Origin of the sequence: Catenuloplanes niger, from assembly GCF_031458255.1 — a bacterium.
GTDB lineage: Bacteria > Actinomycetota > Actinomycetes > Mycobacteriales > Micromonosporaceae > Catenuloplanes > Catenuloplanes niger.
Map to the genome: position 1 here is coordinate 6,820,254 of NZ_JAVDYC010000001.1, position 24,097 is coordinate 6,844,350.

The 24,097-nt window shown below is 71.8% G+C and carries 21 protein-coding genes and 1 pseudogene; 17 read left to right on the top strand and 5 right to left on the bottom strand.

Going from position 1 to position 24,097, the window contains the following annotated elements; translation table 11 throughout:
• Positions 1-134: 134 nt before the first annotated feature.
• The 13 genes from pyrR (at position 135) to metK (ending at position 14,749) form a co-directional block, all read left to right on the top strand.
• Positions 135-731 (top strand): bifunctional pyr operon transcriptional regulator/uracil phosphoribosyltransferase PyrR, encoded by a 597-nt coding sequence (gene pyrR / locus J2S44_RS30305; protein ID WP_374727921.1) that lies wholly within the window; start codon positions 135-137, stop codon positions 729-731.
• Positions 728-1,636, top strand: coding sequence for an aspartate carbamoyltransferase catalytic subunit (locus J2S44_RS30310; protein ID WP_310420835.1), 909 nt, complete (start codon positions 728-730; stop codon positions 1,634-1,636). Before pyrR ends, J2S44_RS30310 begins: the two co-directional genes overlap by 4 nt.
• On the top strand, positions 1,637-2,920 hold the full coding sequence (locus J2S44_RS30315) for a dihydroorotase (RefSeq protein WP_310420837.1): 1,284 nt from the start codon (positions 1,637-1,639) through the stop codon (positions 2,918-2,920).
• Positions 2,917-4,035, top strand: a complete 1,119-nt coding sequence (gene carA / locus J2S44_RS30320; RefSeq protein WP_310420839.1) for a glutamine-hydrolyzing carbamoyl-phosphate synthase small subunit — start codon at positions 2,917-2,919, stop codon at positions 4,033-4,035. Before J2S44_RS30315 ends, carA begins: the two co-directional genes overlap by 4 nt.
• Positions 4,028-7,342, top strand: coding sequence for a carbamoyl-phosphate synthase large subunit (carB, locus tag J2S44_RS30325; RefSeq protein ID WP_310420841.1), 3,315 nt, complete (start codon positions 4,028-4,030; stop codon positions 7,340-7,342). Before carA ends, carB begins: the two co-directional genes overlap by 8 nt.
• The gene (locus tag J2S44_RS30330) at positions 7,342-8,358 is read left to right on the top strand and encodes a quinone-dependent dihydroorotate dehydrogenase (RefSeq protein ID WP_374728034.1); all 1,017 of its coding nucleotides are present in this window, start codon (positions 7,342-7,344) and stop codon (positions 8,356-8,358) included. Before carB ends, J2S44_RS30330 begins: the two co-directional genes overlap by 1 nt.
• Positions 8,355-9,641, top strand: coding sequence for an adenosylmethionine--8-amino-7-oxononanoate transaminase (locus tag J2S44_RS30335; RefSeq protein ID WP_310420846.1), 1,287 nt, complete (start codon positions 8,355-8,357; stop codon positions 9,639-9,641). The genes J2S44_RS30330 and J2S44_RS30335 overlap by 4 nt, the downstream gene beginning before the upstream one ends.
• Positions 9,642-9,862: 221 nt before the next feature.
• Entirely contained in the window at positions 9,863-10,702 is an 840-nt protein-coding gene (gene pyrF, locus J2S44_RS30340) for an orotidine-5'-phosphate decarboxylase (RefSeq protein WP_310420847.1), read from the top strand.
• A 173-nt stretch (positions 10,703-10,875) separates the two neighbouring features.
• Positions 10,876-11,193 (top strand): integration host factor, actinobacterial type, encoded by a 318-nt coding sequence (gene mihF / locus J2S44_RS30345; RefSeq protein ID WP_306832627.1) that lies wholly within the window; start codon positions 10,876-10,878, stop codon positions 11,191-11,193.
• A gap of 96 nt (positions 11,194-11,289) precedes the next feature.
• Positions 11,290-11,892: a guanylate kinase gene (gene gmk, locus J2S44_RS30350; protein ID WP_310420850.1), complete on the top strand. Its 603-nt coding sequence runs from the start codon at positions 11,290-11,292 to the stop codon at positions 11,890-11,892.
• Positions 11,893-11,948: 56 nt separating this feature from the next.
• Positions 11,949-12,212, top strand: coding sequence for a DNA-directed RNA polymerase subunit omega (gene rpoZ, locus J2S44_RS30355; protein ID WP_310420852.1), 264 nt, complete (start codon positions 11,949-11,951; stop codon positions 12,210-12,212).
• Positions 12,213-12,217: 5 nt separating this feature from the next.
• Positions 12,218-13,474, top strand: coding sequence for a bifunctional phosphopantothenoylcysteine decarboxylase/phosphopantothenate--cysteine ligase CoaBC (gene coaBC, locus J2S44_RS30360; RefSeq protein WP_310420854.1), 1,257 nt, complete (start codon positions 12,218-12,220; stop codon positions 13,472-13,474).
• An 81-nt stretch (positions 13,475-13,555) separates the two neighbouring features.
• Complete coding sequence (metK, locus tag J2S44_RS30365) at positions 13,556-14,749, top strand: methionine adenosyltransferase (protein ID WP_310420856.1); 1,194 nt, start codon at positions 13,556-13,558, stop codon at positions 14,747-14,749.
• 103 nt (positions 14,750-14,852) lie between these two features.
• Here the strand turns inward: metK and J2S44_RS30370 are convergent, their stop codons facing one another.
• The 5 genes from J2S44_RS30370 to J2S44_RS30390 form a co-directional block, all read right to left on the bottom strand.
• Positions 14,853-15,707 carry an NAD(P)-dependent oxidoreductase gene (locus J2S44_RS30370; protein WP_310420859.1) on the bottom strand — a complete coding sequence of 285 codons (855 nt, stop codon included), beginning with the start codon at positions 15,705-15,707 and terminating at the stop codon, positions 14,853-14,855.
• 86 nt (positions 15,708-15,793) lie between these two features.
• Complete coding sequence (locus tag J2S44_RS30375; RefSeq protein ID WP_310420861.1) at positions 15,794-16,210, bottom strand: VOC family protein; 417 nt, start codon at positions 16,208-16,210, stop codon at positions 15,794-15,796.
• A gap of 63 nt (positions 16,211-16,273) precedes the next feature.
• On the bottom strand, positions 16,274-18,970 hold the full coding sequence (locus J2S44_RS30380) for an FtsX-like permease family protein (protein WP_310420863.1): 2,697 nt from the start codon (positions 18,968-18,970) through the stop codon (positions 16,274-16,276).
• Positions 18,967-19,689, bottom strand: a complete 723-nt coding sequence (locus tag J2S44_RS30385; RefSeq protein WP_310420865.1) for an ABC transporter ATP-binding protein — start codon at positions 19,687-19,689, stop codon at positions 18,967-18,969. The genes J2S44_RS30380 and J2S44_RS30385 overlap by 4 nt, the downstream gene beginning before the upstream one ends.
• Positions 19,686-20,264 (bottom strand): PadR family transcriptional regulator, encoded by a 579-nt coding sequence (locus tag J2S44_RS30390; RefSeq protein ID WP_310420867.1) that lies wholly within the window; start codon positions 20,262-20,264, stop codon positions 19,686-19,688. The genes J2S44_RS30385 and J2S44_RS30390 overlap by 4 nt, the downstream gene beginning before the upstream one ends.
• A gap of 191 nt (positions 20,265-20,455) precedes the next feature.
• Between J2S44_RS30390 and J2S44_RS42995 the strand changes: the two genes are divergently transcribed.
• The 4 genes and pseudogenes from J2S44_RS42995 (at position 20,456) to J2S44_RS30410 (ending at position 23,913) form a co-directional block, all read left to right on the top strand.
• Positions 20,456-20,887 carry a response regulator transcription factor gene (locus J2S44_RS42995; RefSeq protein ID WP_374727922.1) on the top strand — a complete coding sequence of 144 codons (432 nt, stop codon included), beginning with the start codon at positions 20,456-20,458 and terminating at the stop codon, positions 20,885-20,887.
• 366 nt (positions 20,888-21,253) lie between these two features.
• The gene (locus tag J2S44_RS30400; RefSeq protein ID WP_310420869.1) at positions 21,254-21,742 is read left to right on the top strand and encodes a sigma-70 family RNA polymerase sigma factor; all 489 of its coding nucleotides are present in this window, start codon (positions 21,254-21,256) and stop codon (positions 21,740-21,742) included.
• A gap of 72 nt (positions 21,743-21,814) precedes the next feature.
• Entirely contained in the window at positions 21,815-22,408 is a 594-nt protein-coding gene (gene aroQ / locus J2S44_RS30405; RefSeq protein ID WP_310420870.1) for a gamma subclass chorismate mutase AroQ, read from the top strand.
• 135 nt (positions 22,409-22,543) lie between these two features.
• Positions 22,544-23,913: pseudogene (locus J2S44_RS30410) on the top strand (aldehyde dehydrogenase family protein).
• Positions 23,914-24,097 lie beyond the last annotated feature (184 nt).

The following is a 24,097-nucleotide window of genomic DNA, read 5'->3' on the forward strand; positions in this document are numbered from 1 at the left end:
TCCTGAGTCGGCAGTCAGTCAGATCACCCCCAGGTCAACCGGAGTGACGTGTGGGAACACTGGTAACGTAGCGTGCTGACCGGCGCAGACATCCTTTAACGACCCGTCCAGTGAGGCGGGGAAGGAGGTCCAACGTGGCGTTGCCAGACGCTGCCCCAGACCAGGTGAGTTCGGACAAAACCGAGCTTTCCCGAGCAGGCAAGACGATCCTCACCGACACCGACGTCTCCCGGGTCGTCGACCGGATCGCGCACCAGATCCTGGAGAAGACCGAGGGTGCGCGGGACACCGTGCTCTTCGGGATTCCCACCAGAGGCGTACCGCTGGCGAAGCGGCTCGCCGCCCGAATTCACGCTTTCGAGGGTATCGACGTTCCGGTCGGCATCCTCGACGTCACGCTCTACCGCGACGATCTCCGGCTGAAGGCGGCCCGCGCGCTCGGGCCCACGGACGTGCCCCCGGGCGGCGTCGACGGCCACCGGGTGATCCTCGTCGACGACGTGCTCTTCTCCGGCCGCACGGTCCGGGCCGCGCTGGACGCGCTCGGCGACCTCGGCCGGCCCTCGTCGGTGCAGCTCGCCGTGCTGGTCGACCGCGGCCACCGGGAGCTGCCGATCCGGGCCGACTACGTCGGCAAGAACATCCCGACCGCGCTGAGCGAGAGCGTCCGGGTCACGCTCGCCGAGATCGACGGCACGGACGAGGTCAAGCTGTACGGGAGTGACGCATGATCCGGCACCTGCGCGAGGCCGGCGACCTGGACGCCGCCGACGCCACGCTGATCCTGGACACCGCGCGTGAGCTGGCCCGGCTGACCGGCGGCCGGGAGGTGAAGAAGCTGCCCACGCTGCGCGGCCGGACCGTGGTGAACCTGTTCTACGAGGACTCCACGCGTACCCGGATCAGCTTCGAGGCGGCCGCGAAGCGGCTCTCCGCCGACGTGATCAACTTTTCCGCCAAGGGCTCCAGCGTCTCCAAGGGCGAGAGCCTGAAGGACACCGCGCTGACGCTGCAGGCGATGGGCGCGGACGCGGTGGTGATCCGGCACGGCGCGTCCGGCGCCCCGCACCGGCTGGCGAACTGGGTGGACGGCTCCGTGGTGAACGCCGGCGACGGCACGCACGAGCACCCGACCCAGGCGCTGCTGGACGCGTTCACCATGCGGGAGCGGCTCGGCCGGCTCGCCGGGCTGAACGTGACGATCGTCGGCGACGTGCTGCACAGCCGGGTCGCCCGGTCGAACGTGGTGCTGCTCGCCACGCTCGGCGCGAAGGTCACGGTCGTCGGCCCGCCCACGCTCATCCCGCCGGACATCGCGAGCGCGGCGGTCAGCTACGACCTGGACGCGGTGCTGCCGGCCAGCGACGTGGTGATGATGCTGCGCGTGCAGACCGAGCGGATGAACGCGTCCTACTTCCCGTCCGCCCGGGAGTACAGCCGCCGCTACGGCATGGACGGCGCGCGCATGCGCCGGCTGCCGGAGCACGCGATCGTCATGCACCCCGGCCCGATGAACCGCGGCATGGAGATCTCCCCGGAGGTGGCGGACTCGCCCCGGTCCACGATCGTCGAACAGGTCGCCAACGGCGTGAGCGTCCGGATGGCCGTCCTCTACCTGCTGCTCGGAGGAAAGTAAGTGGCGTACCTGATCAAGAACGTCAGCGTCCTCGGTGGCGCTGCCCGTGATCTGCTCATCGAGGACGGGGTGATCAAGGAGCCGACGGGCGAGACCCCGCAGAACATCATCGACGGTACGGGCCTGGTCGCGCTCCCCGGCCTCGTCGACCTGCACACCCACCTGCGCGAGCCCGGCCGGGAGGACGCGGAGACGGTGGAGACCGGCTCCCGCGCCGCGGCGCTCGGCGGCTACACCGCGGTCTGCGCGATGGCGAACACGTCGCCGGTCGCGGACACGGCCGGCGTGGTCGAGCAGGTGTGGCGGCTCGGCCGCGAGGCGGGCCTGGTCGACGTGCAGCCGATCGGCGCGGTCACGGTCGGGCTGGCCGGTGAGCGGCTGGCCGAGCTGGGCGCGATGGCCGACTCCGCCGCCACCGTCCGGATCTTCTCCGACGACGGTCACTGCGTCGCCGACCCGCGGCTGATGCGCCGCGCGCTGGAGTACGTGAAGGCGTTCGACGGCGTGGTCGCGCAGCACGCGGAGGAGCCGCGGCTGACCGAGGGCGCGCAGATGCACGAGGGCGAGGTCGCCACCCGGCTCGGCCTGACCGGCTGGCCCGCGGTCGCGGAGGAGGCGATCATCGCGCGGGACGTGCTGCTGGCCGAGCACGTCGGCTCCCGCCTGCACGTCTGCCACCTCTCCACGGCCGGCAGCGTCGAGGTGGTCCGGCAGGCGAAGGCGCGCGGCGTGCGCGTCACGGCCGAGGTCACGCCGCACCACCTGGTGCTCACGCACGACCGCGCGGAGAGCTACGACCCGGTGTTCAAGGTCAACCCGCCGCTGCGTACCGCGGATGACGTGAAGGCTCTTCGGGCCGCGCTGGCGGAGGGCATCATCGACATCGTGGCCACCGATCACGCCCCGCACGCGGTCGAGGACAAGGAATGCGAGTGGGCGTACGCGCGCCCCGGCATGGTCGGCCTGGAGACCGCGCTCTCGGTGGTGCTGTCCACCGGATCGCTGGAGAGGGACGGCACGGTCGACTGGGACCTGATCGCGGAGCGCATGTCGCGCACGCCGGCCCGGATCGCGGGGCTGACCGAGCACGGGCACGACCCGCTGCCGGGCGCGCCGGCCACGTTCACGCTGGTGGACCCGGCGGCGACCCGGACCGTGGTGCCCACCGAGACGGCCAGCCGCAGCATGAACAACCCCTACGCGGGCATGAGCCTGCCCGGACGGATCGTCGCCACCTTCCTGCGCGGCGAGCCGACGGTACTGGACGGAAAGGCACAGAAGTGAGGAAGCCCGCGATATTGGTCCTGGAGGACGGCCGCGTCTTTCGCGGTGAGTCCTACGGCGCGGAGGGGGAGACTTTCGGCGAGGCCGTCTTCACCACCAGCATGACCGGTTACCAGGAGACGCTGACCGACCCGTCGTTCCACCGCCAGGTGGTGGTGCAGACGGCGCCGCACATCGGCAACACCGGGGTCAACGGCGAGGACGACGAGTCGTCCAGGATCTGGGTCGCCGGGTACGTGGTGCGCGACCCCGCCCGGATCGGCTCCAACTGGCGCGCGACCGGCGGGCTGGGCGAGCGCCTCGCCGCCGAGGGCGTGGTCGGGATCTCCGGCATCGACACCCGCGCGCTCACCCGCCACCTGCGCGATCGCGGCGCGATGCGGGTCGGCATCTCCACGGTCGACCTGGACCCGGCGTCGCTGCAGGCCCGGGTCAAGGCCCAGCCGGAGATGCTCGGCGCGGACCTGTCCGCGGAGGTGACCACCGCGAAGCCGTACACGGTTCAGGCCGAGGGCGAGCACCGGTACACGGTCGCCGCGCTGGACCTGGGCATCAAGGCGAACGTCGCCCGCCGGCTCGCCGCCCGCGGCGTGACCACGCACATCATGCCGGCCACGTCCTCGCTCGAGGAGCTGCTCGCGGTCTCGCCGGACGCGGTCTTCTTCTCGCCCGGCCCCGGCGACCCGGCCACCGCCGAGCACCCGGTCGAGCTGGCCCGCGCGGTGCTCACGAAGAAGGTCCCGCTGTTCGGCATCTGCTTCGGCAGCCAGATCCTGGGCCGCGCACTCGGCTTCGACACCTACAAGCTGGGGTACGGCCACCGCGGCATCAACCAGCCGGTGCTGGACCGGACCACCGGCAAGGTCGAGGTCACCAGCCACAACCACGGTTTCGCCGTGCAGGCGCCGCTGAACACCGTGATCGACACCGACTTCGGCGGCGTCGAAGTGAGTCATGTCTGCCTGAACGACAACGTGGTCGAGGGGCTGCGGGCGCTCGAGGTGCCCGCCTTCACCGTGCAGTACCACCCCGAGGCGGCAGCCGGCACGCACGACGCCGACTACCTCTTCGACCGCTTCGTCGAGCTTGTCGAGGGACGTCAGAACAATGCCTAAGCGGACCGATCTCAAGCACGTCCTCGTCATCGGCTCCGGCCCGATCGTGATCGGCCAGGCCTGCGAGTTCGACTACTCCGGCACCCAGGCCTGCCGGGTGCTGCGCGCCGAGGGCCTGCGCGTGTCGCTGGTCAACTCGAACCCGGCCACGATCATGACGGACCCGGAGTTCGCGGACGCCACCTACGTCGAGCCGATCACGCCGGAGTTCGTCGAGCTGGTCATCGCGAAGGAGCGCCCGGACGCGATCCTGCCCACGCTCGGCGGCCAGACCGCGCTGAACACCGCGGTCGCGCTGCACGAGAACGGTGTGCTGGACAAGTACGGCGTCGAGCTGATCGGCGCGAACATCGACGCGATCCAGCGCGGCGAGGACCGGCAGCTGTTCAAGGAGATCGTGGCCAAGGCCGGTGCGGAGACCCCGCGCTCGCGGGTCTGCAAGAGCATGGACGAGGTCCGCGCGACCGTCGCCGAGCTCGGCCTGCCGGTCGTGGTCCGGCCGTCGTTCACCATGGGCGGTCTCGGCTCCGGCATGCCGCACACCCAGGAGGACCTGGAGCGCATCGCCGGCGCCGGTCTCGCCGCCTCCCCGGTGCACGAGGTGCTGATCGAGGAGAGCGTGCTCGGCTGGAAGGAGTACGAGCTCGAGCTGATGCGCGACCGCAACGACAACGTCGTGGTCGTCTGCTCGATCGAGAACGTCGACCCGATGGGCGTGCACACCGGCGACTCGGTCACGGTCGCGCCGGCCATGACGCTCACCGACCGCGAGTACCAGAAGCTGCGCGACGTCGGCATCGCGGTGCTGCGCGAGGTCGGCGTGGACACCGGCGGCTGCAACATCCAGTTCGCGATCAACCCGGCCGACGGCCGCCTGGTCGTCATCGAGATGAACCCGCGCGTGTCCCGGTCGTCCGCGCTGGCGTCCAAGGCGACCGGCTTCCCGATCGCGAAGATCGCGGCGAAGCTGGCGATCGGCTACACGCTGGACGAGATCCCGAACGACATCACCAAGGAGACGCCGGCCGCGTTCGAGCCCGCGCTCGACTACGTGGTGGTGAAGATCCCGCGGTTCGCGTTCGAGAAGTTCCCCGGCGCGGACGCGGAGCTGACCACCACGATGAAGTCGGTCGGCGAGGCGATGAGCCTGGGCCGCAACTTCACCGAGGCGCTGAACAAGGCGATGCGCTCGATGGAGACGAAGTCCGGCGGTTTCTGGACGACGCCGGACCCGACCGACTCGCTGGACGAGACGCTGGCCGCGCTGCGGATCCCGCACGACGGCCGGCTGTACACGGTGGAGCGGGCGCTGCGCCTGGGCGCGACGATCGCGCAGGTGCACGAGGCCAGCGGCGGCATCGACCCCTGGTTCCTCGACCAGATCGTGTCGCTGCTGGAGCTGCGGGCCGAGATCGAGGCCGCGCCGGTGCTGGACGAGACGCTGCTCCGGGCCGCCAAGCGGGCCGGGCTCTCGGACCGGCAGATCGCCGCGATCCGGCCCGAGCTGGCCGGTGAGAACGGCGTGCGGACGCTGCGCCACCGCCTCGGCCTGCGCCCGGTCTACAAGACGGTGGACACCTGCGCGGCCGAGTTCGCCGCGAAGACGCCGTACCACTACTCGACGTACGACGAGGAGACCGAGGTCGAGCCGTCGGACCGGCCGAAGGTGCTGATCCTCGGCTCCGGCCCGAACCGGATCGGCCAGGGCATCGAGTTCGACTACTCCTGTGTGCACGCCGTGATGGCGCTGCGCGGCGCGGGTTTCGAGACCGTCATGGTCAACTGCAACCCGGAGACGGTCTCCACCGACTACGACACCGCGGACCGGCTCTACTTCGAGCCGCTCACGTTCGAGGACGTCTTCGAGGTGTTCCACTCCGAGGACACGTCCGGCAAGGCCGCGGGCGGACCGGGCGTGATCGGCGTGGTCGTGCAGCTCGGCGGCCAGACACCGCTCGGCCTGGCGCAGCGGCTGAAGGACGCGGGCGTGCCGATCGTCGGCACCAGCCCGGAGTCGATCCACCTGGCCGAGCACCGTGGCGCGTTCGGCGCGGTCCTGGCCAAGGCCGGGCTGCGCGCGCCGGACCACGGCACCGCGGTCAGCTTCGACGACGCGAAGGCGATCGCGGACGAGATCGGCTACCCGGTCCTGGTCCGGCCGTCCTACGTGCTCGGCGGGCGCGGCATGGAGATCGTCTACGACGAGCCCACGCTGGCCGACTACATCGGACGGTCCACCGAGATCTCCGAGGACCACCCGGTGCTGGTCGACCGGTTCCTGGACGACGCGATCGAGATCGACGTGGACGCGCTCTGCGACGCGGACGGCGAGGTCTACCTCGGCGGCGTGATGGAGCACATCGAGGAGGCCGGCATCCACTCCGGTGACTCCTCCTGCGTGCTGCCCCCGATCACGCTGGCCGGGCCGCACCTGGAGCAGGTCCGCCGGTACACCGTGGAGATCGCCCGCGGGGTCGGCGTCCGTGGGCTGCTCAACGTGCAGTACGCGCTGAAGGACGACGTGCTCTACGTGCTCGAGGCGAACCCGCGCGCGTCGCGTACCGTCCCGTTCGTCTCCAAGGCCACCGCGGTCCCGCTGGCCAAGGCGGCCGCCCGGATCATGCTCGGCGCGACCATCGCGGAACTGCGCACCGAGGGCATCCTCCCGGCCGAGGGCGACGGCGGGCACCTGCCCGACAACGCGCCGATCGCGGTCAAGGAGGCGGTGCTGCCGTTCAAGCGGTTCCGCACGCCGGCCGGCAAGGGCGTGGACAGCCTGCTCGGCCCGGAGATGAAGTCGACCGGCGAGGTGATGGGCATCGACACCGGCTTCGGCCAGGCGTTCGCGAAGTCGCAGGCCGGCGCGTACGGCTCGCTGCCCACGTCCGGCAAGGTCTTCGTCTCCGTCGCCAACCGGGACAAGCGCGGCATGATCTTCCCGATCAAGCGGCTGGCCGACCTGGGTTTCGAGATCATCACGACCGCCGGGACCGGCGAGGTGCTCAAGCGGTACGGCATCCCGTGCGAGATCGTGCCGAAGCACTACGAGGGCCCGGGTACGAACGCGGTCGAGCTGATCGCGCGCGGGGAGATCACGCTGGTGATCAACACGCCGCAGGGCTCGGGTGCGCACGCCCGCTCGGACGGCTACGAGATCCGCAGCGCCGCGGTCACCGCGGACATCCCGTGCATCACCACGGTGCCGGGCGCGTCCGCCGCGGTGATGGGCATCGAGGCCACGATCAACGGCCAGATGCAGGTCCGGCCGCTGCAGGACCTGCACGCCGCCCTGAAGGCCGCTCAGTGATCTGGGAGCAGTTCGCGCGACCCGCCCTCTTCCGGATCGGGGGCGGGGACGCGGAGACCGCGCACGAGTGGACGCTGCACCGGCTGGCGCAGCTCGGCGCGCGGCCGGCCGTGCTCACGGCGCTGCACCGGCGGTTCGGGACCGACAACCCGGTCGAGGTGTTCGGCGTCCGGTTCCCGAACCCGGTCGGGCTCGCGGCCGGCATGGACAAGAACGGCATCGCGCTGCCCGCGTGGCCCGCGCTCGGCTTCGGCTTCGTCGAGGCCGGCACGGTCACCGCTCTGGCCCAGCCCGGCAACGACAAGCCGCGGGTGTTCCGGCTGCGCGAGTCCGCCGCGATCATCAACCGGATGGGCTTCAACAACGAGGGCGCGGCGGCGCTGGCCGAACGGCTCGCCGCGCTCCCGGCGAAGCTGCCGGTCCCGCTCGGCATCAGCCTGGGCAAGTCCAAGATCACGCCGCTCGGCGACGCGGTCGAGGACTACCTGACCTCGCTGCGGCTGCTGCACCCGTACGCGGACTACATCGCGGTGAACGTCTCCTCGCCGAACACGCCCGGCCTGCGGCAGCTCCAGGGGCGCGAGCACCTGGACGAGCTGCTCGGCGCGCTGGTCAAGGAGGCGAACGGGCTGCCCGTACTCGTGAAGATCGCTCCTGATCTGACCGACGACGCGATCGGCGAGGCGCTGCAGGTCTGCGCGGACACCGGCGTGGCCGGCCTGATCGCGACGAACACCACGCTGGCCCGGAACGGCCTCGCGCCGGTCGACCAGCCGACCGCCGCGGAGACCGGCGGCCTCTCCGGCCGGCCGGTCACCGCGCGGGCGCGCGAGGTGGTGTCGTTCGTGCACCGGCAGACCGGCGGGCGCCTGCCGATCATCGGGGTCGGCGGGATCATGACGCCGGACGACGCGGCCCGGATGTTCGACGCGGGCGCCTCGCTGGTCCAGCTCTACACCGGATTCATCTACGGCGGGCCGGCGCTCGTGCGAGCCGCGGCCTCGGTCCGGCGATGACCGCGCCGGACGAGCTGCTGCGGCTGGACCGGGCGCACGTCTGGCATCCCTACGGCCCGATGCCCGGCCGCTCCGAGCCCTTCGTGGTCTCGGCGGCGGCCGGCGCGGTGCTCACGCTCGCGGACGGCCGCGAGCTCATCGACGGCATGTCCAGCTGGTGGTCGGCGATCCACGGCTACCGGCACCCCGTGCTGGACGAGGCGGTGCGCGACCAGCTCGGCCGGATGAGCCACGTGATGTTCGGCGGGCTCACCCACGAGCCCGCGGTCACGCTGGCCCGCACGCTGGTCGACCTCACGCCGGACGGGCTGGAGCACGTGTTCCTCTGCGACTCCGGCTCGGTCAGCGTCGAGGTCGCGGCGAAGATGGCGCTGCAGTACCAGCGTGGCGTCGGCCGGCCGGCGCGGCAGCGGCTGGCGACCTGGCGCGGCGGATACCACGGCGACACCTGGCACCCGATGAGCGTGACCGATCCGGACGGCGGCATGCACGCGCTGTGGACCGGCGTGCTGCCGCGGCAGGTCTTCGCGCCGCCACCACCGGGTGGTTTCGACTCCCCGGTCGATGGGTCCTACGCGGACTCACTCGTTCGCATGGTGGCGGAGAACGCGGACGAGCTGGCCGCGGTGATCGTCGAACCGGTGGTGCAGGGCGCCGGCGGGATGCGCTTCCACAACCCGGGCTACCTGCGGATCCTGCGGGAGGTCACGGCGCGGCACGGAATCCTGCTGATCTTCGACGAGATCGCGACCGGCTTCGGCCGGACCGGCGCGTTCTTCGCCGCCGAGCACGCGGGTGTCACGCCGGACGTGATGTGCGTGGGCAAGGCGCTGACCGGCGGCTACCTGACGCTGGCCGCCACGCTGTGCACGACCGAGGTGGCCCGGGCCGTCTCGGACGGCGAGGGCGGCGGGCTGGCGCACGGGCCGACGTTCATGGGCAACCCGCTGGCCTGTGCGGTCGCGAACGCCTCCATCGCGCTGCTGCGGAGTCAGGACTGGTCAGGACGGGTGCACACCCTGGAAAAGGGGCTCACGGCCGTTCTGGAGCCTCTCAGCGGGTTTACAGCGGTTCGTGACGTGCGCGTGCTTGGCGCGATCGGCGTGGTGCAACTCGACCGCCCGGTGGACATGCGGGTCGCCACGGAGGCGGCCGCGGCGGAGGGCGTCTGGCTGCGTCCGTTCCGCGACCTGATCTACACGATGCCGCCGTACATCAGCACGGACGCGCAGATCGTCCAGATCGGACGCGGCATCGCGGCCGCCGTCCAGGCGCTGTCCTAGCCGGATCCGGGGCGCCCGAGCGCGCTCCGGAGCCCGGCCGGACGGCCGGCGAACGCGCGCCTGCACGTGCCGATGGGCGTGCAGCAGCAATCGCAGAAAATCAAGACCCCCGATCGGGGGTACGACGTCAGATCGTCCTGTCGGTTATCGGACTAAAACGCGATTTAGTAGCAGGAATGCCACGTGGCCGCTCGGTGCGGCCCGAGGAGAGGAGTGTGCCCGTGGAGAGCTTCGGGGTCCGGCTGGACCGGGTGACGGCCGCGCGCGGCCCGCTGTGCGTGGGGATCGACCCGCACGCGGGCCTGCTGGAGCGATGGGGTCTGAGCAACGACGTAGCGGGCCTGACCCGGTTCAGCGAGACCGTGGTGGAGGCGCTCGCGGACCGGGTGGCGGTGTTCAAGCCGCAATCGGCCTTTTACGAGCAATTCGGATCTAAGGGACTCGCCGTCCTGGAGTCAATTATCCGACAGTTACGCGAGGCCGGAGCGCTTGTCCTGTTGGACGTGAAGCGTGGCGATATCGGCTCGACGGTCGCGGCGTACGCGGCGGCGTACCTCGACCCATCCAGCCCGCTCTATGTCGACGCGATCACCGCCAGCCCGTTCCTCGGCGTCGGATCGCTGGCTCCGATGTTCGACCTGGCGGCGAAGAATGGCGGCGGCGTTTTCGTTCTCGCGCTCACGTCAAATCCGGAAGGCGGTTCCGTTCAGCGCGCGGTCGCCGCGGACGGCCGGACCGTCGCGCAAACCGTGATTGACGAGATTTCCCAGCTCAACGCGGGTGCGACGCCGATCGGCAGCATGGGTCTCGTGGTGGGCGCCACGGTGGGTGACACCGGACATGATCTTTCTCGGGTGAACGGTCCGCTGCTCGCGCCGGGTCTCGGGGCCCAGGGTGGTACCGCTCAGGACCTACGCACCGTGTTCGGCTCCGCGATCGGCTCGGTGCTTCCGTCGTACTCGCGCGAAGTTCTCGGAAAGGGTCCGGAAATCGCCGGGCTGCGGGCCGCCGCGGACCGGGCGCTGGACGACGTCCGGGCGGCATTGTCCGCCGCGAGCTGAGTAATTGCCTAGTCACGCTTTGTCGATCATGGTGTGCCCACGTTGCCGAATGCGGCGCTGACCGCTAGTTTTCCCCGCGCTGGGAACCACATGCCCCTTTGGTTCCTGGTCACACCACGTTTCACAGAGCGCCGGTAGTGGATGCCGGCGCGTAAGGGACCTGAGGAGAACTGGTGCCGCTCCCGTCACTGAGCCCCGAACAGCGTGCTGCCGCGCTGGAGAAGGCTGCTGAGATCCGTAAGGCTCGTGCTCAGCTCAAGGAGGAGCTCAAGCAGGGCAAGACGACCCTTGCGTCCGTGCTCGACCGTGCGGAGGGCGACGACGTCGTCGGCAAGCTGAAGGTTTCGGCCGTCCTCCAGGCGCTGCCGGGCATCGGCAAGATCCGGGCCACCCAGATCATGGAGAAGCTCAAGATCGCCGAGAGCCGTCGCCTTCGTGGCCTCGGCGAGCAGCAGCGTAAGGCTCTGCTCGCGGAGTTCGCGTCGAACTGACCGCGGAATTCGCTCCGTGCGGGGCTGCTCGACGCCGGGAATCCGGGGTTCGCTGCAGGCCCGCACGGGGCACCGTGTAGGAATTAGCTTGTGAGCATGAGTGACGACGCCCGCCCGCCAGCCCGGCTCACCGTCCTCTCCGGCCCGTCAGGGGTCGGCAAGGACAGCGTGATCGAGCTGATCCGGCTGCGTGCGCCCTGGATCTGGCTGTCGGTCTCGGCCACCACCCGGCGCATGCGTGACTACGAGGTCGAGGGCGAGCACTACTTCTTCGTCGACCGCCCCGAGTTCGAACGGCTGCGCGTCGGCGACCAGCTGCTGGAGTGGGCTGAGTTCGCCGGCAACCTCTACGGCACGCCCCGCGGCCCGGTCGAGGCCCGGCTGCGCGAGGGCGCACCCGTGCTGCTGAAGATCGATCTCCAGGGCGCCCGGCAGGTCAAGGCCGCGATGCCCGACGCCCAACTGGTCTTCCTCGCCCCGCCCTCGGTCGAGGAGCTGCGCCGCCGCCTGATCGGGCGCGGCACGGACGACGAGGAGACGATCCGCCGCCGGCTGGCGCACGCGGACGAGGAGCTGGCCGCGCAGTCGATGTTCGACGTGACCATCGTCAACGACTACGTCGAGCATGCCGCGGACGAGCTGGTAGGGTTGCTCAGTTCGCCGGTCTTGACGCCGGCGCAGCCACAGCCTCAAGCTTGAGCGTTCCAGCCTCGAGCCTGATCGTTTTATCGTCGACGTAGGGGTTTGAAGACACCGTGGGAATCATCGCTGACCCGCAAGGCATCACCAGCCCGCCCATCGACGAGCTGCTGGAGAAGACGACCTCCAAGTACGCGCTCGTCATCTTCGCCGCGAAGCGTGCCCGCCAGGTGAACGCGTACTACAGCCAGCTCGGCGAGGGCCTGCTGGAGTACGTCGGGCCGCTGGTCGAGACCACGCCGCAGGAGAAGCCGCTCTCCATCGCGATGCGCGAGATCAACTCCGGCCTGCTCACGGCCGAGCCGACCGACCAGCCGTAAGACCGATGGGTGGTCCGCAGGTCGTCCTCGGAGTCGGGGGCGGAATCGCCGCGTACAAGGCGTGTGAGCTCCTGCGGCTCCTCACCGAGTCCGGTCACCGGGTCCGGGTGGTGCCCACCGCTTCCGCGCTGCGGTTCGTGGGCGCCCCGACCTGGGCCGCGCTCTCCGGGCAGCCGGTCTCCGACGAGGTCTGGGACGGCGTGCACGAGGTCCCGCACGTGCGCATCGGCAAGTCCGCCGACCTGGTCGTGGTCGCACCGGCCACCGCGGACCTGTTGGCCAAGGCCGCGCACGGCCTCGCGGACGACCTGCTGACCAACACCCTGCTCACCGCGCGCTGTCCGGTGATCTTCGCGCCGGCGATGCACACCGAGATGTGGGAGCACCCGGCCACGGTGGCGAACGTGGCGCTGCTGCGCTCGCGCGGCAACCTGGTGATCGAGCCCGCGTCCGGCCGGCTCACCGGCGCGGACACCGGCAAGGGGCGGCTGCCCGACCCCGCGGCCATCTTCGCGTTCGCCCGCCGGGTGCTGTCCCGCGGCGTCCCCGCCGCGGCCCTCACCGGACCGCCCCCGCCCGGGCTGCGGACCGAGTTCGCCGATCTTGCCGGTAGGCACGTCGTGGTGACCGCGGGTGGCACGCGTGAACCGCTCGACCCGGTCCGGTTCCTGGGCAACCGGTCGTCCGGCAAGCAGGGCTACGCCTTCGCGGTGGCCGCCGCCGCACGCGGTGCCCGGGTGACGCTCGTCTCAGCCAACGTCTCGTTGCCCGACCCGGCCGGCGCCGAGGTGATCCGGGTCGGCACCACGGAGGAGCTCCGGCGCGCGGTCGTCGCGGCCGCGGACGGCGCCGACGTGGTCGTGATGGCGGCCGCGCCCGCGGACTTCCGGCCCGCCACCGTCGTCGACCAGAAGATCAAGAAAGCCGACGACGGTACGGCCCCGGTCATCGAGCTGGTCACCAACCCGGACATCGCGGCCGAACTCGGGGCACGCAAGGCGCCCGGGCAGGTGCTGGTCGCGTTCGCGGCCGAGACGCACGACACCGTCGAGAACGCGCGCGGCAAGCTGCTGCGCAAGCGCGCCGACCTGATCGTGGCGAACGAGGTCGGCACGGACAAGGTTTTCGGCGCGAATTCTAATGAAGCCACTGTTTTGGCTGCTGACGGTTCCGTGACAGAGTTGGGCGAGCAGCCCAAGGAAGATCTGGCGGACGCCGTACTGGATCTGGTAGTCAGGCAGCTAAGCTCGACCACCGCATAGGGTTTGCCCCCCAAACCCAGGGGTTTGGTAGACAACTAGGCTGCATCCGCAGTTTCAATTCGACTTACCTTGAGGAGCACCGTGGCACGCCGTCTGTTCACCTCCGAATCGGTCACGGAGGGCCACCCAGACAAGATCGCTGACCAGATCAGCGACGGCATTCTGGACGCGCTGCTCGCGCAGGACCCGGCCTCCCGGGTCGCCGTGGAGACGCTCATCACCACCGGTCAGGTGCACGTCGCCGGCGAGGTGACCACGAAGGCGTACGCCGACATTCCGACGATCGTCCGCGACACGATCCTGAAGATCGGCTACGACTCCTCCAAGAAGGGCTTCGACGGCGCGTCCTGCGGCGTCAGCATCTCGATCGGCGCGCAGTCCCCCGACATCGCGCAGGGCGTCGACACCGCGATCGAGGCCCGCGAGGGCGAGTCCGACCACCTGCTCGACTCGCAGGGCGCCGGCGACCAGGGCATGATGTTCGGCTTCGCCTGCTCGGAGACGCCCGAGCTGATGCCGCTGCCGATCGCGCTGGCGCACCGGCTGGCCCGCCGCCTGTCCCAGGTCCGCAAGGACGGCACCGTGCCGTACCTGCGGCCGGACGGCAAGACCCAGGTCACCATCGAGTACGACGGGCTCCGCCCGGTCCGCCTCGACACGATCGTGGTCTCCACCCAGCACGCCTCGGACATCTCGCTCGAGTCGCTGCTCACGCCGGACATCCGCGAGCACGTGATCGCGCCGGAGCTGGAGGGCCTCGGCATCGACACCGAGGGCTACCGCCTGCTGGTCAACCCGACCGGCCGCTTCGAGATCGGCGGCCCGATGGGCGACGCCGGCCTCACCGGCCGCAAGATCATCGTCGACACGTACGGCGGCTACTCCCGCCACGGCGGCGGTGCGTTCTCCGGCAAGGACCCGTCGAAGGTCGACCGCTCCGCCGCGTACGCGACGCGCTGGGTCGCCAAGAACGTCGTGGCGGCCGGCCTGGCCGAGCGCTGCGAGGTCCAGGTGGCGTACGCGATCGGCAAGGCGCACCCGGTCAGCCTGTTCGTCGAGACGTTCGGCACCGAGAACGTGCCGGTCGAGCGGATCGAGAAGGCGATCTCCGAGGTCTTCGACCTCCGCCCGGCCGCGATCATCCGCGACCTCGACCTGAAGCGCCCGATCTACCAGCAGACCGCCGCCTACGGCCACTTCGGCCGTGAGCTCCCCGAGCTGCGCTGGGAGTCCACCGACCGCGCCGCCGACCTGAAGTCGGCCGCGGGCGCCTGATCCCGCTCTGCGAGGCCCGGGAACGCCACGGCGTTCCCGGGCCTTTCTCGTCCCGGCCGGGACCGGCGGGTGCCGTGGTCCGGACCGGCCGCGGCGATGCCGGTCAGCAGTCGCGGGCCTCCAGGGCCTTGAGGGCGGCGGTGAAGTCGTCGGAGCCGTGGCCGAGAACGACGGTCTCCTCCATCAGGCGGTGCATGGTCTCGGTGAGCGGGGCGGAGACCCCGGCGGCGCGGGCCGCGCCGGCGACCAGCGTGAGGTTCTTCAGGACGTCGGCGGCGCCGCCCTGGATGGTGAAGTCGCGGGACTCCAGCTTGGTGGACTTGACGCGGGAGATGTCGCTCGTCATCTGGCTGTTGTCGACGATGCTGCGCAGCGTGTGCAGGTCGAGGTTGTTGCGGGCGGCGAAGTGGAACGCCTCCACCAGGCCCAGGACGCTGCTGAGCATGAAGATGTTGGTGGCCAGCTTCATGGTGAGCGCGTCCGGGACCGGGCCGCAGACGATGGTCTCCCGGCACATCGGGGCGAGCAGCGGGCGTACCGTCTCGATCGTCTCGGGGTCGCCGGCCAGCATCGCGACGAGCGCGCCCTGCGCGGCCGGGACGCGGGAGCCGGAGACCGGGGCCTCGACGTAGGTGCCGCCGCCGGCCCGGACGGCCGACTCCAGGCGCTGGGAGTCCTCGGGCGCGACCGTTCCCATGTGGACGACGATCCGGCCGGTGACGTCGGCGTCCTCGAGGACGGCGTCGGCCGCGGCGGCGTTGGCGAGCATCAGAATGATCACCTGGGAGCCGGTGAAGACCTCGGCGGCGGACCCGGCGACGCGCGCCCCGGCGTCGCGCAGCGGTTCGGCGCGCGACGCCGTGCGGTTCCAGACCACGAGGTCGGTGCCGGCCCGGGCCAGATTCAGCGCCATCAGCTGACCCATGGTGCCCAGCCCGATGAAACCCACGGTTGTCACAAGTGTCCTCCGATGTCACGTCAGGTCACCGAAGAAACGTTGTCGTAACCGTCACCGGTTCGACGGTTATGGCTCAGCTCACGCCGTCAGCCTACGAAGATGCAGAACGGGTGTCCGGCCGGGTCGGCGTAGACGCGCAGCGGCTCGTCGTCGTCCAGGCGCTCCAGCAGTGGCGTGCCGCCGAGCGCGAGCACCCGCGGATGCTGGGCGGTGAGCTCCGCGACGCTGCCGACGCAGAGATCCAGATGCAGTTGCTGCGGGATCTCCCGCGAGGCCGGCCAGGTCGGCCGGGGCAGCTCGGCCACGTGCTGGAACGCGAGCCGGGGCGCGCCGCCGGGCTCGCACAGCACCAGCCAGTCGCGGCCCAGCGGGTCGTCCGCGCCGGGCGCGGGTGGCTCGTCGCCGGCGCGGTACTCGAGGCCCAGCAGCTCACGGTAGAACTCGGCCAGCGCCCGCGGATCCGTGGTGTCCAGCACCGTCTGGCGCAGCTTCGGAACGGTCATGTGGTGCATTCTTCCCCGTCGCCGGGCCGGGCCGGGCGGTCCGGCCCGGCGACGGGGAACCGGTCAGGTCGGGCGGCGGCGTTCGATCGGCAGCCGCGACCGGGTGAGCAGGCCCGCGCCGAGCATCGCGACCAGCGGCACCACCAGGATCAACCCCAGGTTCGCCCACGGTACGGACAGCGGGTAGAGCGGGACCAACGGCCACGCGCCGGCGATCGCCTGGTTCCGCGCGGCCAGCACGGCGAACGCGGACCCGATGCCGGCCGCCACGCCGAGCAGCGACCCGAGCCCGGCGATCACACCGGACTGGCTCAGCGTCAGCAGCCGCCGGACGCGCGGCGCCGCACCGATCGCGGCCAGCGTGGACAGGTCCGCGCGCCCGTCCGCCGCGGCCAGGCCGGTCGCTATCCCGGCCGCGCCCAGCGTGATCAGCGTGGACGCGGCGGCCAGCAGCCAGAGCATCGGCGATTCGTCGCCGGCCGGGCCGCGCTCGACGAACGCGGTGCCGCTGCCCGCCTCGGCCAGCGCCAGGTTGAGCCGGTCGAGCTCGCCGACGTCCGGTGCGGTGCCGGCAGCGACCACCAGACCGGCCGGCGCGGTGCCGAGACCGGCCTGCCGCACGACCTCGGGGGACAGCACGGTGCCGGCGCCGAACCGGCCGGACTCCAGCAGGTAACCGGGCACCGCGATCTCCCGGGACTCCGCCTCGTCGGCGCCGGGCCGGGTGCGCAGCACCTGCAGCAGGGCCATGCCGTCGTCGAGCAGCGACGGATCGCCGACCACCACGCCGCCGCGGTCCAGCACGGCCACGGCCCGGTCGAGGTCCGGCCCGGACGCGCCGGTCAGCGCGACCAGCGTCTCCCGGCCGCCGACCGCGTCGCGGAACGTGGGGCCGCTGAAGTGCCAGGTCCGCTCGCACCGCGGGTCCTCGGCCAGCGCCAGGACCTGCTCCCGGGTGGCCGGTTCCCGTTCGTCGCCGGGGCACCGGGTGGCCGGTGGCCGGATCGCGACCAGGTTGCAGTTCTCGTACGTGGCCGGGTCCGCGCAGCCGGCCGCGGAGATCTCGGTGACGGCGGCGCCCGGGAGCAGGCGCTCGACCGCGGCGCGGGCCCGGTCCTCGGACGCCGGGTCGTAGTCGTCGCGGTAGTTCTCGTAGTCGACGCCGACGTAGCCGCGCGGAAGCCCGGCCAGGTAGCCCGCCTCGTCCTTCTCCGCCGTGCTGACCAGGTAGACACCGATCGCGACCGTGCCCGCGACCGCGGCCATCACGGCGGAGACGGCCGGCGCGGACGACGACCGGTTGCGCGCGGTGTCGCGCAGCGCGATCCGCGGCGCCGGCGGCAGCACGCCGCCGAGCCGGGCGATCAACCCGACCAGCGACGGCGTGCACAGCACCAGGCCCAGCTGCGCCAGCACCAGGCCGGCCACGATCCGCTGGGCACCCCAGTCCGCGCTGTCCTGCGGGCCGAGCGCCGTGACGGCCGCGCCCGCGGCGGTCAGCACCAGCCCGGTGATCAGCCAGCGGCGCTTGGACCGGACCACGCCGCGGCGCCCGGTGAACGCGGCCACCACGTCGGCGCGCGCGGCCGTGAACGCGGGCACGGTCGCGGCCAGCAGGCCGGTGACCACGGCCAGCAGCACGATCCCGGCGAGCATCGGCAGGTTGAAGCGGTATCCGCCGAACCGGGCGCCGGCGACCAGCTCCTCCGCGGCCGGGCGGGCCAGCACGGCGAGCAGCACCGCGGCGACCACGCCGACGACCGCGCCGGTGAAGCCGAGCGTCAGTCCGTCCGCGAGCACGATGCGGCGCAGGTGGGCGCGGGTGCCGCCGTTCGCGGCGACCAGCGCCAGCGACCGTTGCCGGCGCCGCGCGCCGACCGCGAACGCCGGCCCGGCCAGCAGGATGATCTCCAGCATGGCGAGACCGGAGACGACCGTCACGATGTTCAGGCCACGCTCCGGGGGAGCGGAGCCGTCCCAGGGCAGCGCCGTGATGGACGGGTCCGGCGGGTCGAGCAGCACGGCCCGGGAGGTGACCGCGACGCCGCGCCGGTTGATCTGGTTGACCTGGACCCAGTCGATCGGCTCCGGCGTGTCCGCCAGCCACTGACCCGACCCCTCGACGCCGGGCTCCGGGAACGTGCCGGGCGGGAAGACCAAGAACTCGCCCAGGTCGGCGTGGAACTCCATGGTGCCGACCACGGTCCACGAGCGGTCCCGCTCGCGGGACTCGATCGTGTCGCCGAACCGGGCCCGGGCGGCCTCGGACATCGCGACCTCGCCGGGCGCGGACGGGGCGCGGCCGTCCAGCAGTTCGATCATGCCCTCGAAGATCGGGTCGGCCAGGTCCAGTTGCGCCGTCTCGGCCGGGGCCAACCCGCCGGTGGCGGTGCGGAACTCCGCCCCGCCGAACGACATCGGCACGACCCGGCTGCCGGCGGGCAGCACGTCGAGCGCCTCCGCCTCGGTCATGCCGGTGCGGCCGTCGCCGCTGCTGTCGGCCGCGGCGGGCATCCACTGCTCACCGTCGGCGCCCTGCACGATCGGTTCGTCGAGCCGCGGCAGCAGCAGTGCGTCGGCCGCGCCGAGCGTGCGGGTGGCGGTCTCCGGCGGCGTGAGCGTGAGCATGTCGTAGGACGCGGCCGCGTAGCCCAGCGCGCAGACCGGCACCGCGATCATGGCCACCACCAGCGCGGACCGGCCCTTGGCGCGGCGCATCTCACGCCGGGAGATCCGCAGCGCGGTCAACCAGGACCTCATGTGGTGTGCTCCAGCAGGTCGTCCGCGCTGCCGAGCGGGCCGGACGAGTCGACGATGACGCCGTCGCGCAGGAAGATCACCCGGTCGGCCCAGCCGGCGTGCCGGGCCTCGTGCGTGACCAGCAGGCCGGCCGCGCCCGCGTCGACGCGCTCCCGCAGCACCCGCAGCACGGCCTCGCCGGTCTGCGAGTCCAGCGCGCCGGTCGGTTCGTCCGCCAGCACCAGGCGGCGCTCGCCGACCAGCGCCCGGGCGATCGCGACGCGCTGCTGCTGACCGCCGGACATCTCGTCCGGGAAGCGGGCGGCCAGGTCCGCGAGCCCGACCTCGGACAGCGACGCGATCGCGGCGCGGCGGGCGGCCCGGATGCCGACGCCGTCGAGTTCGAGCGGGAGCGCCACGTTCTCCGCGGCGGTGAGGCTGGGCAGCAGGTTGAAGTCCTGGAACACGTAGCCGATCGTCCGGCGGCGTACCCGGGACAGCTCGCGGTTGCTCAGCGTGCCGAGCGCCCGGCCCTCGACCAGGACCTCGCCGGCGGCCGGGCGATCCAGGCCGCCGGCCAGGTTGAGCAGCGTGGACTTGCCGGACCCGGACGGCCCCATGATCGCGACCAGCTCGCCGGGCCGGACCCGCAGCGTGACGCCGCGCAGCGCGTGCACCGCGGCCGCGCCGGTGCCGTGGGTGTGGTGGACGTCGGCGATCTCCAGTACCGCGTCGCTCATCGGCCGGCTCCTTCGCGGTCCTCGGCGCTCGCGTCCCGTTCCGCCGGCTTCACGGCCGGGGCCGGCCGGTAGCGCAGGACGGTCGCCTCGCAGTGGTCCAGCCAGCGGATCTCCGCCTCGCACTGGAAGATCATCGCGTCCAGGACCAGCCGCCAGGAGAGATCGCCGGTGTCCTGGCGGCGCTTCAGCCGGGTGTACTCCTGCAGGGCCCGGACCCCGGCGGTGCGCTGGCTCTGCACGACCGCGCCGACGTCCACCCCCGGCGTGGTCATCGCCAGCGCCAGCTTGATCGCGAGCTCGTCGCGGGGCCGGTCGGTGCGCTCCAGCGGGGTGGCGAACCAGCGTGCCAGCTCGGCCCGGCCGGTTCCGGTGATCTCGTACGGCCGCTGGCCGCCGTCGTTCTCCGGCAGCGGGTGCACGAGCTCGTCGCGTTCGAGCCGCGACAGCGTGGTGTAGACCTGCCCGATGTTCAGCGACCAGGTGCCGCCCACGCTCTCCTCGAACGCGGCGCGCAACTGGTAGCCGTACATGGGTCCGCGCTCCAGGAGCGCCAGCAGGCCATGACGAATGGACATGCCTACGGAGTATGCATACCGAGTATGTGGTGCGCAACAATTCATCCTCCGCGGACCCGGTATGCGCCGACCGCATACCGGCTCGACGGATGTCGCATCGGTGATCACCCGCGGCATTCCGCACAATTCTCCCGGCGGGGACCGGGCGCGGCGGAACGATCGGCCGGCGGTTCCCGGCGAGAGGCGGTGCCATGTCAGAGGACGTTCGACGATCGCCTGTCCGCACCGCGGCAGCCGTCATCCGCGTCCTGCGGGGCGACCGGACCACCTCGAAGATCCAGATCACCGTGGACCTCGACGACCGGGTGTACGAGGCGCTGCGGACCGGAACGGCCGATGTCGCACCCGGGTGTGCCGGGACCGGTGCGCCGAGCGGGTCCGCACTCGACGCGCTCACCGGGCGCGAACGCGAGGTGCTGGTGCACATGGCCAGGGGCAGGTCCAACACGGAGATCTCGGCCGCGCTGTTCATCGCGGAGCACACGACGAAGACCCACGTCCGGCGCATCCTGCGGAAGCTGGGCCTGCGCGACCGCGTGCACGCGGTCGTCTTCGCCTACGAGACCGGTCTCGTGGCACCGGGCTCCGCGGCCGACGCCGTGCCGGCGGAGGATGCCACCTGACCCGCTCCACCGACACGAGGCCCGGTAGGACGGCCGCGGCCCTCGGTGCTGCCCAGCCGCGCCGCGCTGGTCATGATCGCTGTCTTCGCCGGGTTCGCCGCCGCGGGGAACCCGGCCCGGCCGCTCGGTGAGCCGGCCGCGCGTACCTCTGGCGAGGGATGCGGACCCCTCCGCGGACTGATGGCGGAGATCAATGCCGCCCATACCGTGGCGTCAATGAAAATCCCACGTTGTCCGGCCGCCGACTCCGCGCCATCGCCGCGAGCCTCACGCGGGCGGTTCCGGGCATATGCCGAGCCGGGGACGGTCCGGTCCGGGGACGATCCGGGGGAATCCCGGACGCCGGCCGCGGAGCGGGAGCGTCGGATGCGGACGCTCGTCCGGGCGAACGCCGACACGCTGCATCGTTACCTGCTGCGCATGGCGAACGGCCGGTGGGAGGCGGCCGAGGACATGCTGCAGGAGACGATGCTGCGGGCGTGGCACAGGATCGACGACCTGCCGGCCGAGGAGGAAGCGCTGCGCCGCTGGCTCTTCACGGTGGCCCGCAACGTGGCGATCGACGCGTCGCGGGCTCAGTCGGTCCGGCCGACCGAGATCGTCGGCGTCGACGTCACGTGGATCCCGGCGGCCGGCAGCGTCGCGGACGCGGTGGTGGAACGGCAGGCGCTGCTCGGCGCGCTGCAGGAGCTGAGTCCGGACCAGCGCACCGTGCTCCTGTCCCTCTACGTGCGGGACGTCTCCGTGGCGGAGGCCGCGGACGTCATCGGCGTACCCGAGGGCACGGTCCGCTCCCGCTCGTTCTATGCGTTGCGCAGAATGCGGGAACTCCTCGGGCCGGGCTTCCGGCGGTGAACACGACGGGCCCGCCGTGCGTCGTGAGAGGGCGTGGAGAACACAATGGAAACGGCGTCCGGGCGACGCCGGATGTCAGCGACGACGGCGTGGTCATGGCGGCTGGCGAGCGTCTGCACGGTCGCGGTGGCGGGCCTGGTCACCTCCGCCCTGCCCGCGCAGGCGGCGAGCGTACCGGCCGGTGGGCTGACCGCCCTGGTCGGTCTCTCCGCCGAGCGGATCCTGCTGGCGGACAAGGTGGCTGCCGCGAAGTTCGGCACCACCGCACCGATCGAGGACCCGGTCCGCGAGCAGCAGGTGCTGGACCAGGCCGCCGCGCTCGCGGTGCAGGCCGGCATCGACCCGGTGGACACGGTGGAGTTCTTCCGGGCGCAGATCGAGTCGAGCAAGGTGGTGCAGCGCGGCCTGTTCGACCTGTGGACGCGGCGCCCGGAGCTGGCGCCGACCGAGCGCCCGGACCTGGCGACCGAGGTCCGCCCGGAGCTGGACCGCATCACCGTGCAGTTCATCGGGGAGCTGGCGGCCTCGGAGAGCCTGCGCGGCCCGACACCGCGGTGCGTCGTCTCGCTGGTCGTCGCCGGGACGAAGGCGGAGCGCCAGTACCGGCTCGACCGGCTGCACGAGCGGGCGCTGCGCGGCGCGGTCACCCCGGTGTGCGCCCGCTGATCGAAACCTTGCCCACGGCCGGCTCGACCGGTTGGTCGAGCCGGCCCCGTGTCCGGACCGGTCGAGTGCGGAACAGGATGCATGTGACGACGCGTGAAGGACCAAGCCTTGAGTGAGTACGACGTGTTGAGGGCGGTGCTCGACGCGCAGCGGGCGGCCTTCCTGCGCGAGGGTCCGCCATCGGCCGAGGTCCGGCGTAACCGGCTCGACCGGTTTCAGGTCGCCGTCCTGGGGGCCGCGGACTTCGGTCACCGGCCGGACGCGTTCAGCCTCATGCTGGAGATCATGACGGCGGTAGGTGGCATCGCCCACCTGCACGACAACCTCGAGGAGTGGATGGCGCCCGTTCCGGTACCCGGTTCCGAGCAGGCCGGCATGCCCACGACGATCGACACCGTGCCGCTCGGGGTGGTCGGCGTGGCCGGACCCTGGAACATTCCGGTCGGGCTGGTGATCCAACCGGCGGCCGAGGCACTCGCGGCCGGTAATCGCGTGATGATCAAGTTTTCGGACCTGGTCCCGCAGGCCGGCGCCGTCCTGGCCCGGGCCGTCGACGCCGAGTTCGACGCCGAGGAGCTGATGGTGGTCGACGGTGGAGTCGACACCGCCGTGGCGTTCTCCGACCTGCCGTTCGACCATCTGCTCTTCACCGGTTCGACCGCGGTCGGCCGGGCTGTCCAGCGCGCGGCGGCCGCCAACCTCGTTCCGGTCACGCTGGAGCTGGGGGGCAAGAACCCGGCGCGGACCTCGGCCTGGCCGCTGAGCGGATCGCGGTCTCCCGCACGGCCAACGGTGGACAGGCGTGCCTCTGCCCGGACTACGTGTTCGTGCCGCGCGACCGCCTTGCCGAGTTCGTCGAGTTGACCAGCGAGGCCTTCCGAAGGCTCTATCCGGATTTCGCCTCCGACCCGGCGGTCACTCCGATCATCGACGACCGGAACGTCGCGCGGGTGACCGGACTGATCGGTGACGCCCGGGACAAGGGCGCCACGCTCGTCGAGGCAGGGACGTCGAACACCGCCGCCCGCCGGATCGCACCCACCCTCCTGCTGGAGGTCACCGAGGACATGGCCGTGACCCGGGAAGAGGTCTTCGGACCGGTGCTGACCGTCTACCCGTACGACGAGATCACCGAAGTGGTCGAATACGTCACGGCGCACCCGGCTCCCCTGACCGCCTACTGGTACGGCGAGGACTCGGCGGACTTCCGGTTCTTCCGCCACCGCACCACCTCCGGAGGCATCACCCGTAACGACTACGCCGCGTACATGCTGCTGCCCGACGTCCCCTTCGGTGGCGTGGGCCGCAGCGGAACGGGCTCGTACAACGGCAAGGCCGGGTTCGACACGTTCAGCCACCGGCGGGCCGTGGCGACCACGACCTTCCCCGGCGGTGTCGCCGGCATGCTGGGGCCCGCGTCCATGAGGACCCCGGCCGTGGCCGAGGGCATGCGGGCCCAGATCGCCGGGGCATACCGTGCCGCGCTCGACCGCCTCGGGCGGTGAAGCCGACCGGGCACGCCGCCTCCGGCGAACCGCTCCGCGATCGCCAGGTGGCGGATGATCGGGCACGAGGACGGCACCCGATCCGTAGCGCGGCCCGGGGTCACGGCCGCCCGGCACCGCCCGGTGCGCGTACCGCGGAAGCCGCCCGCCGAGTCGCCAGGCCGTCCACGGCCGCCGCGGCACC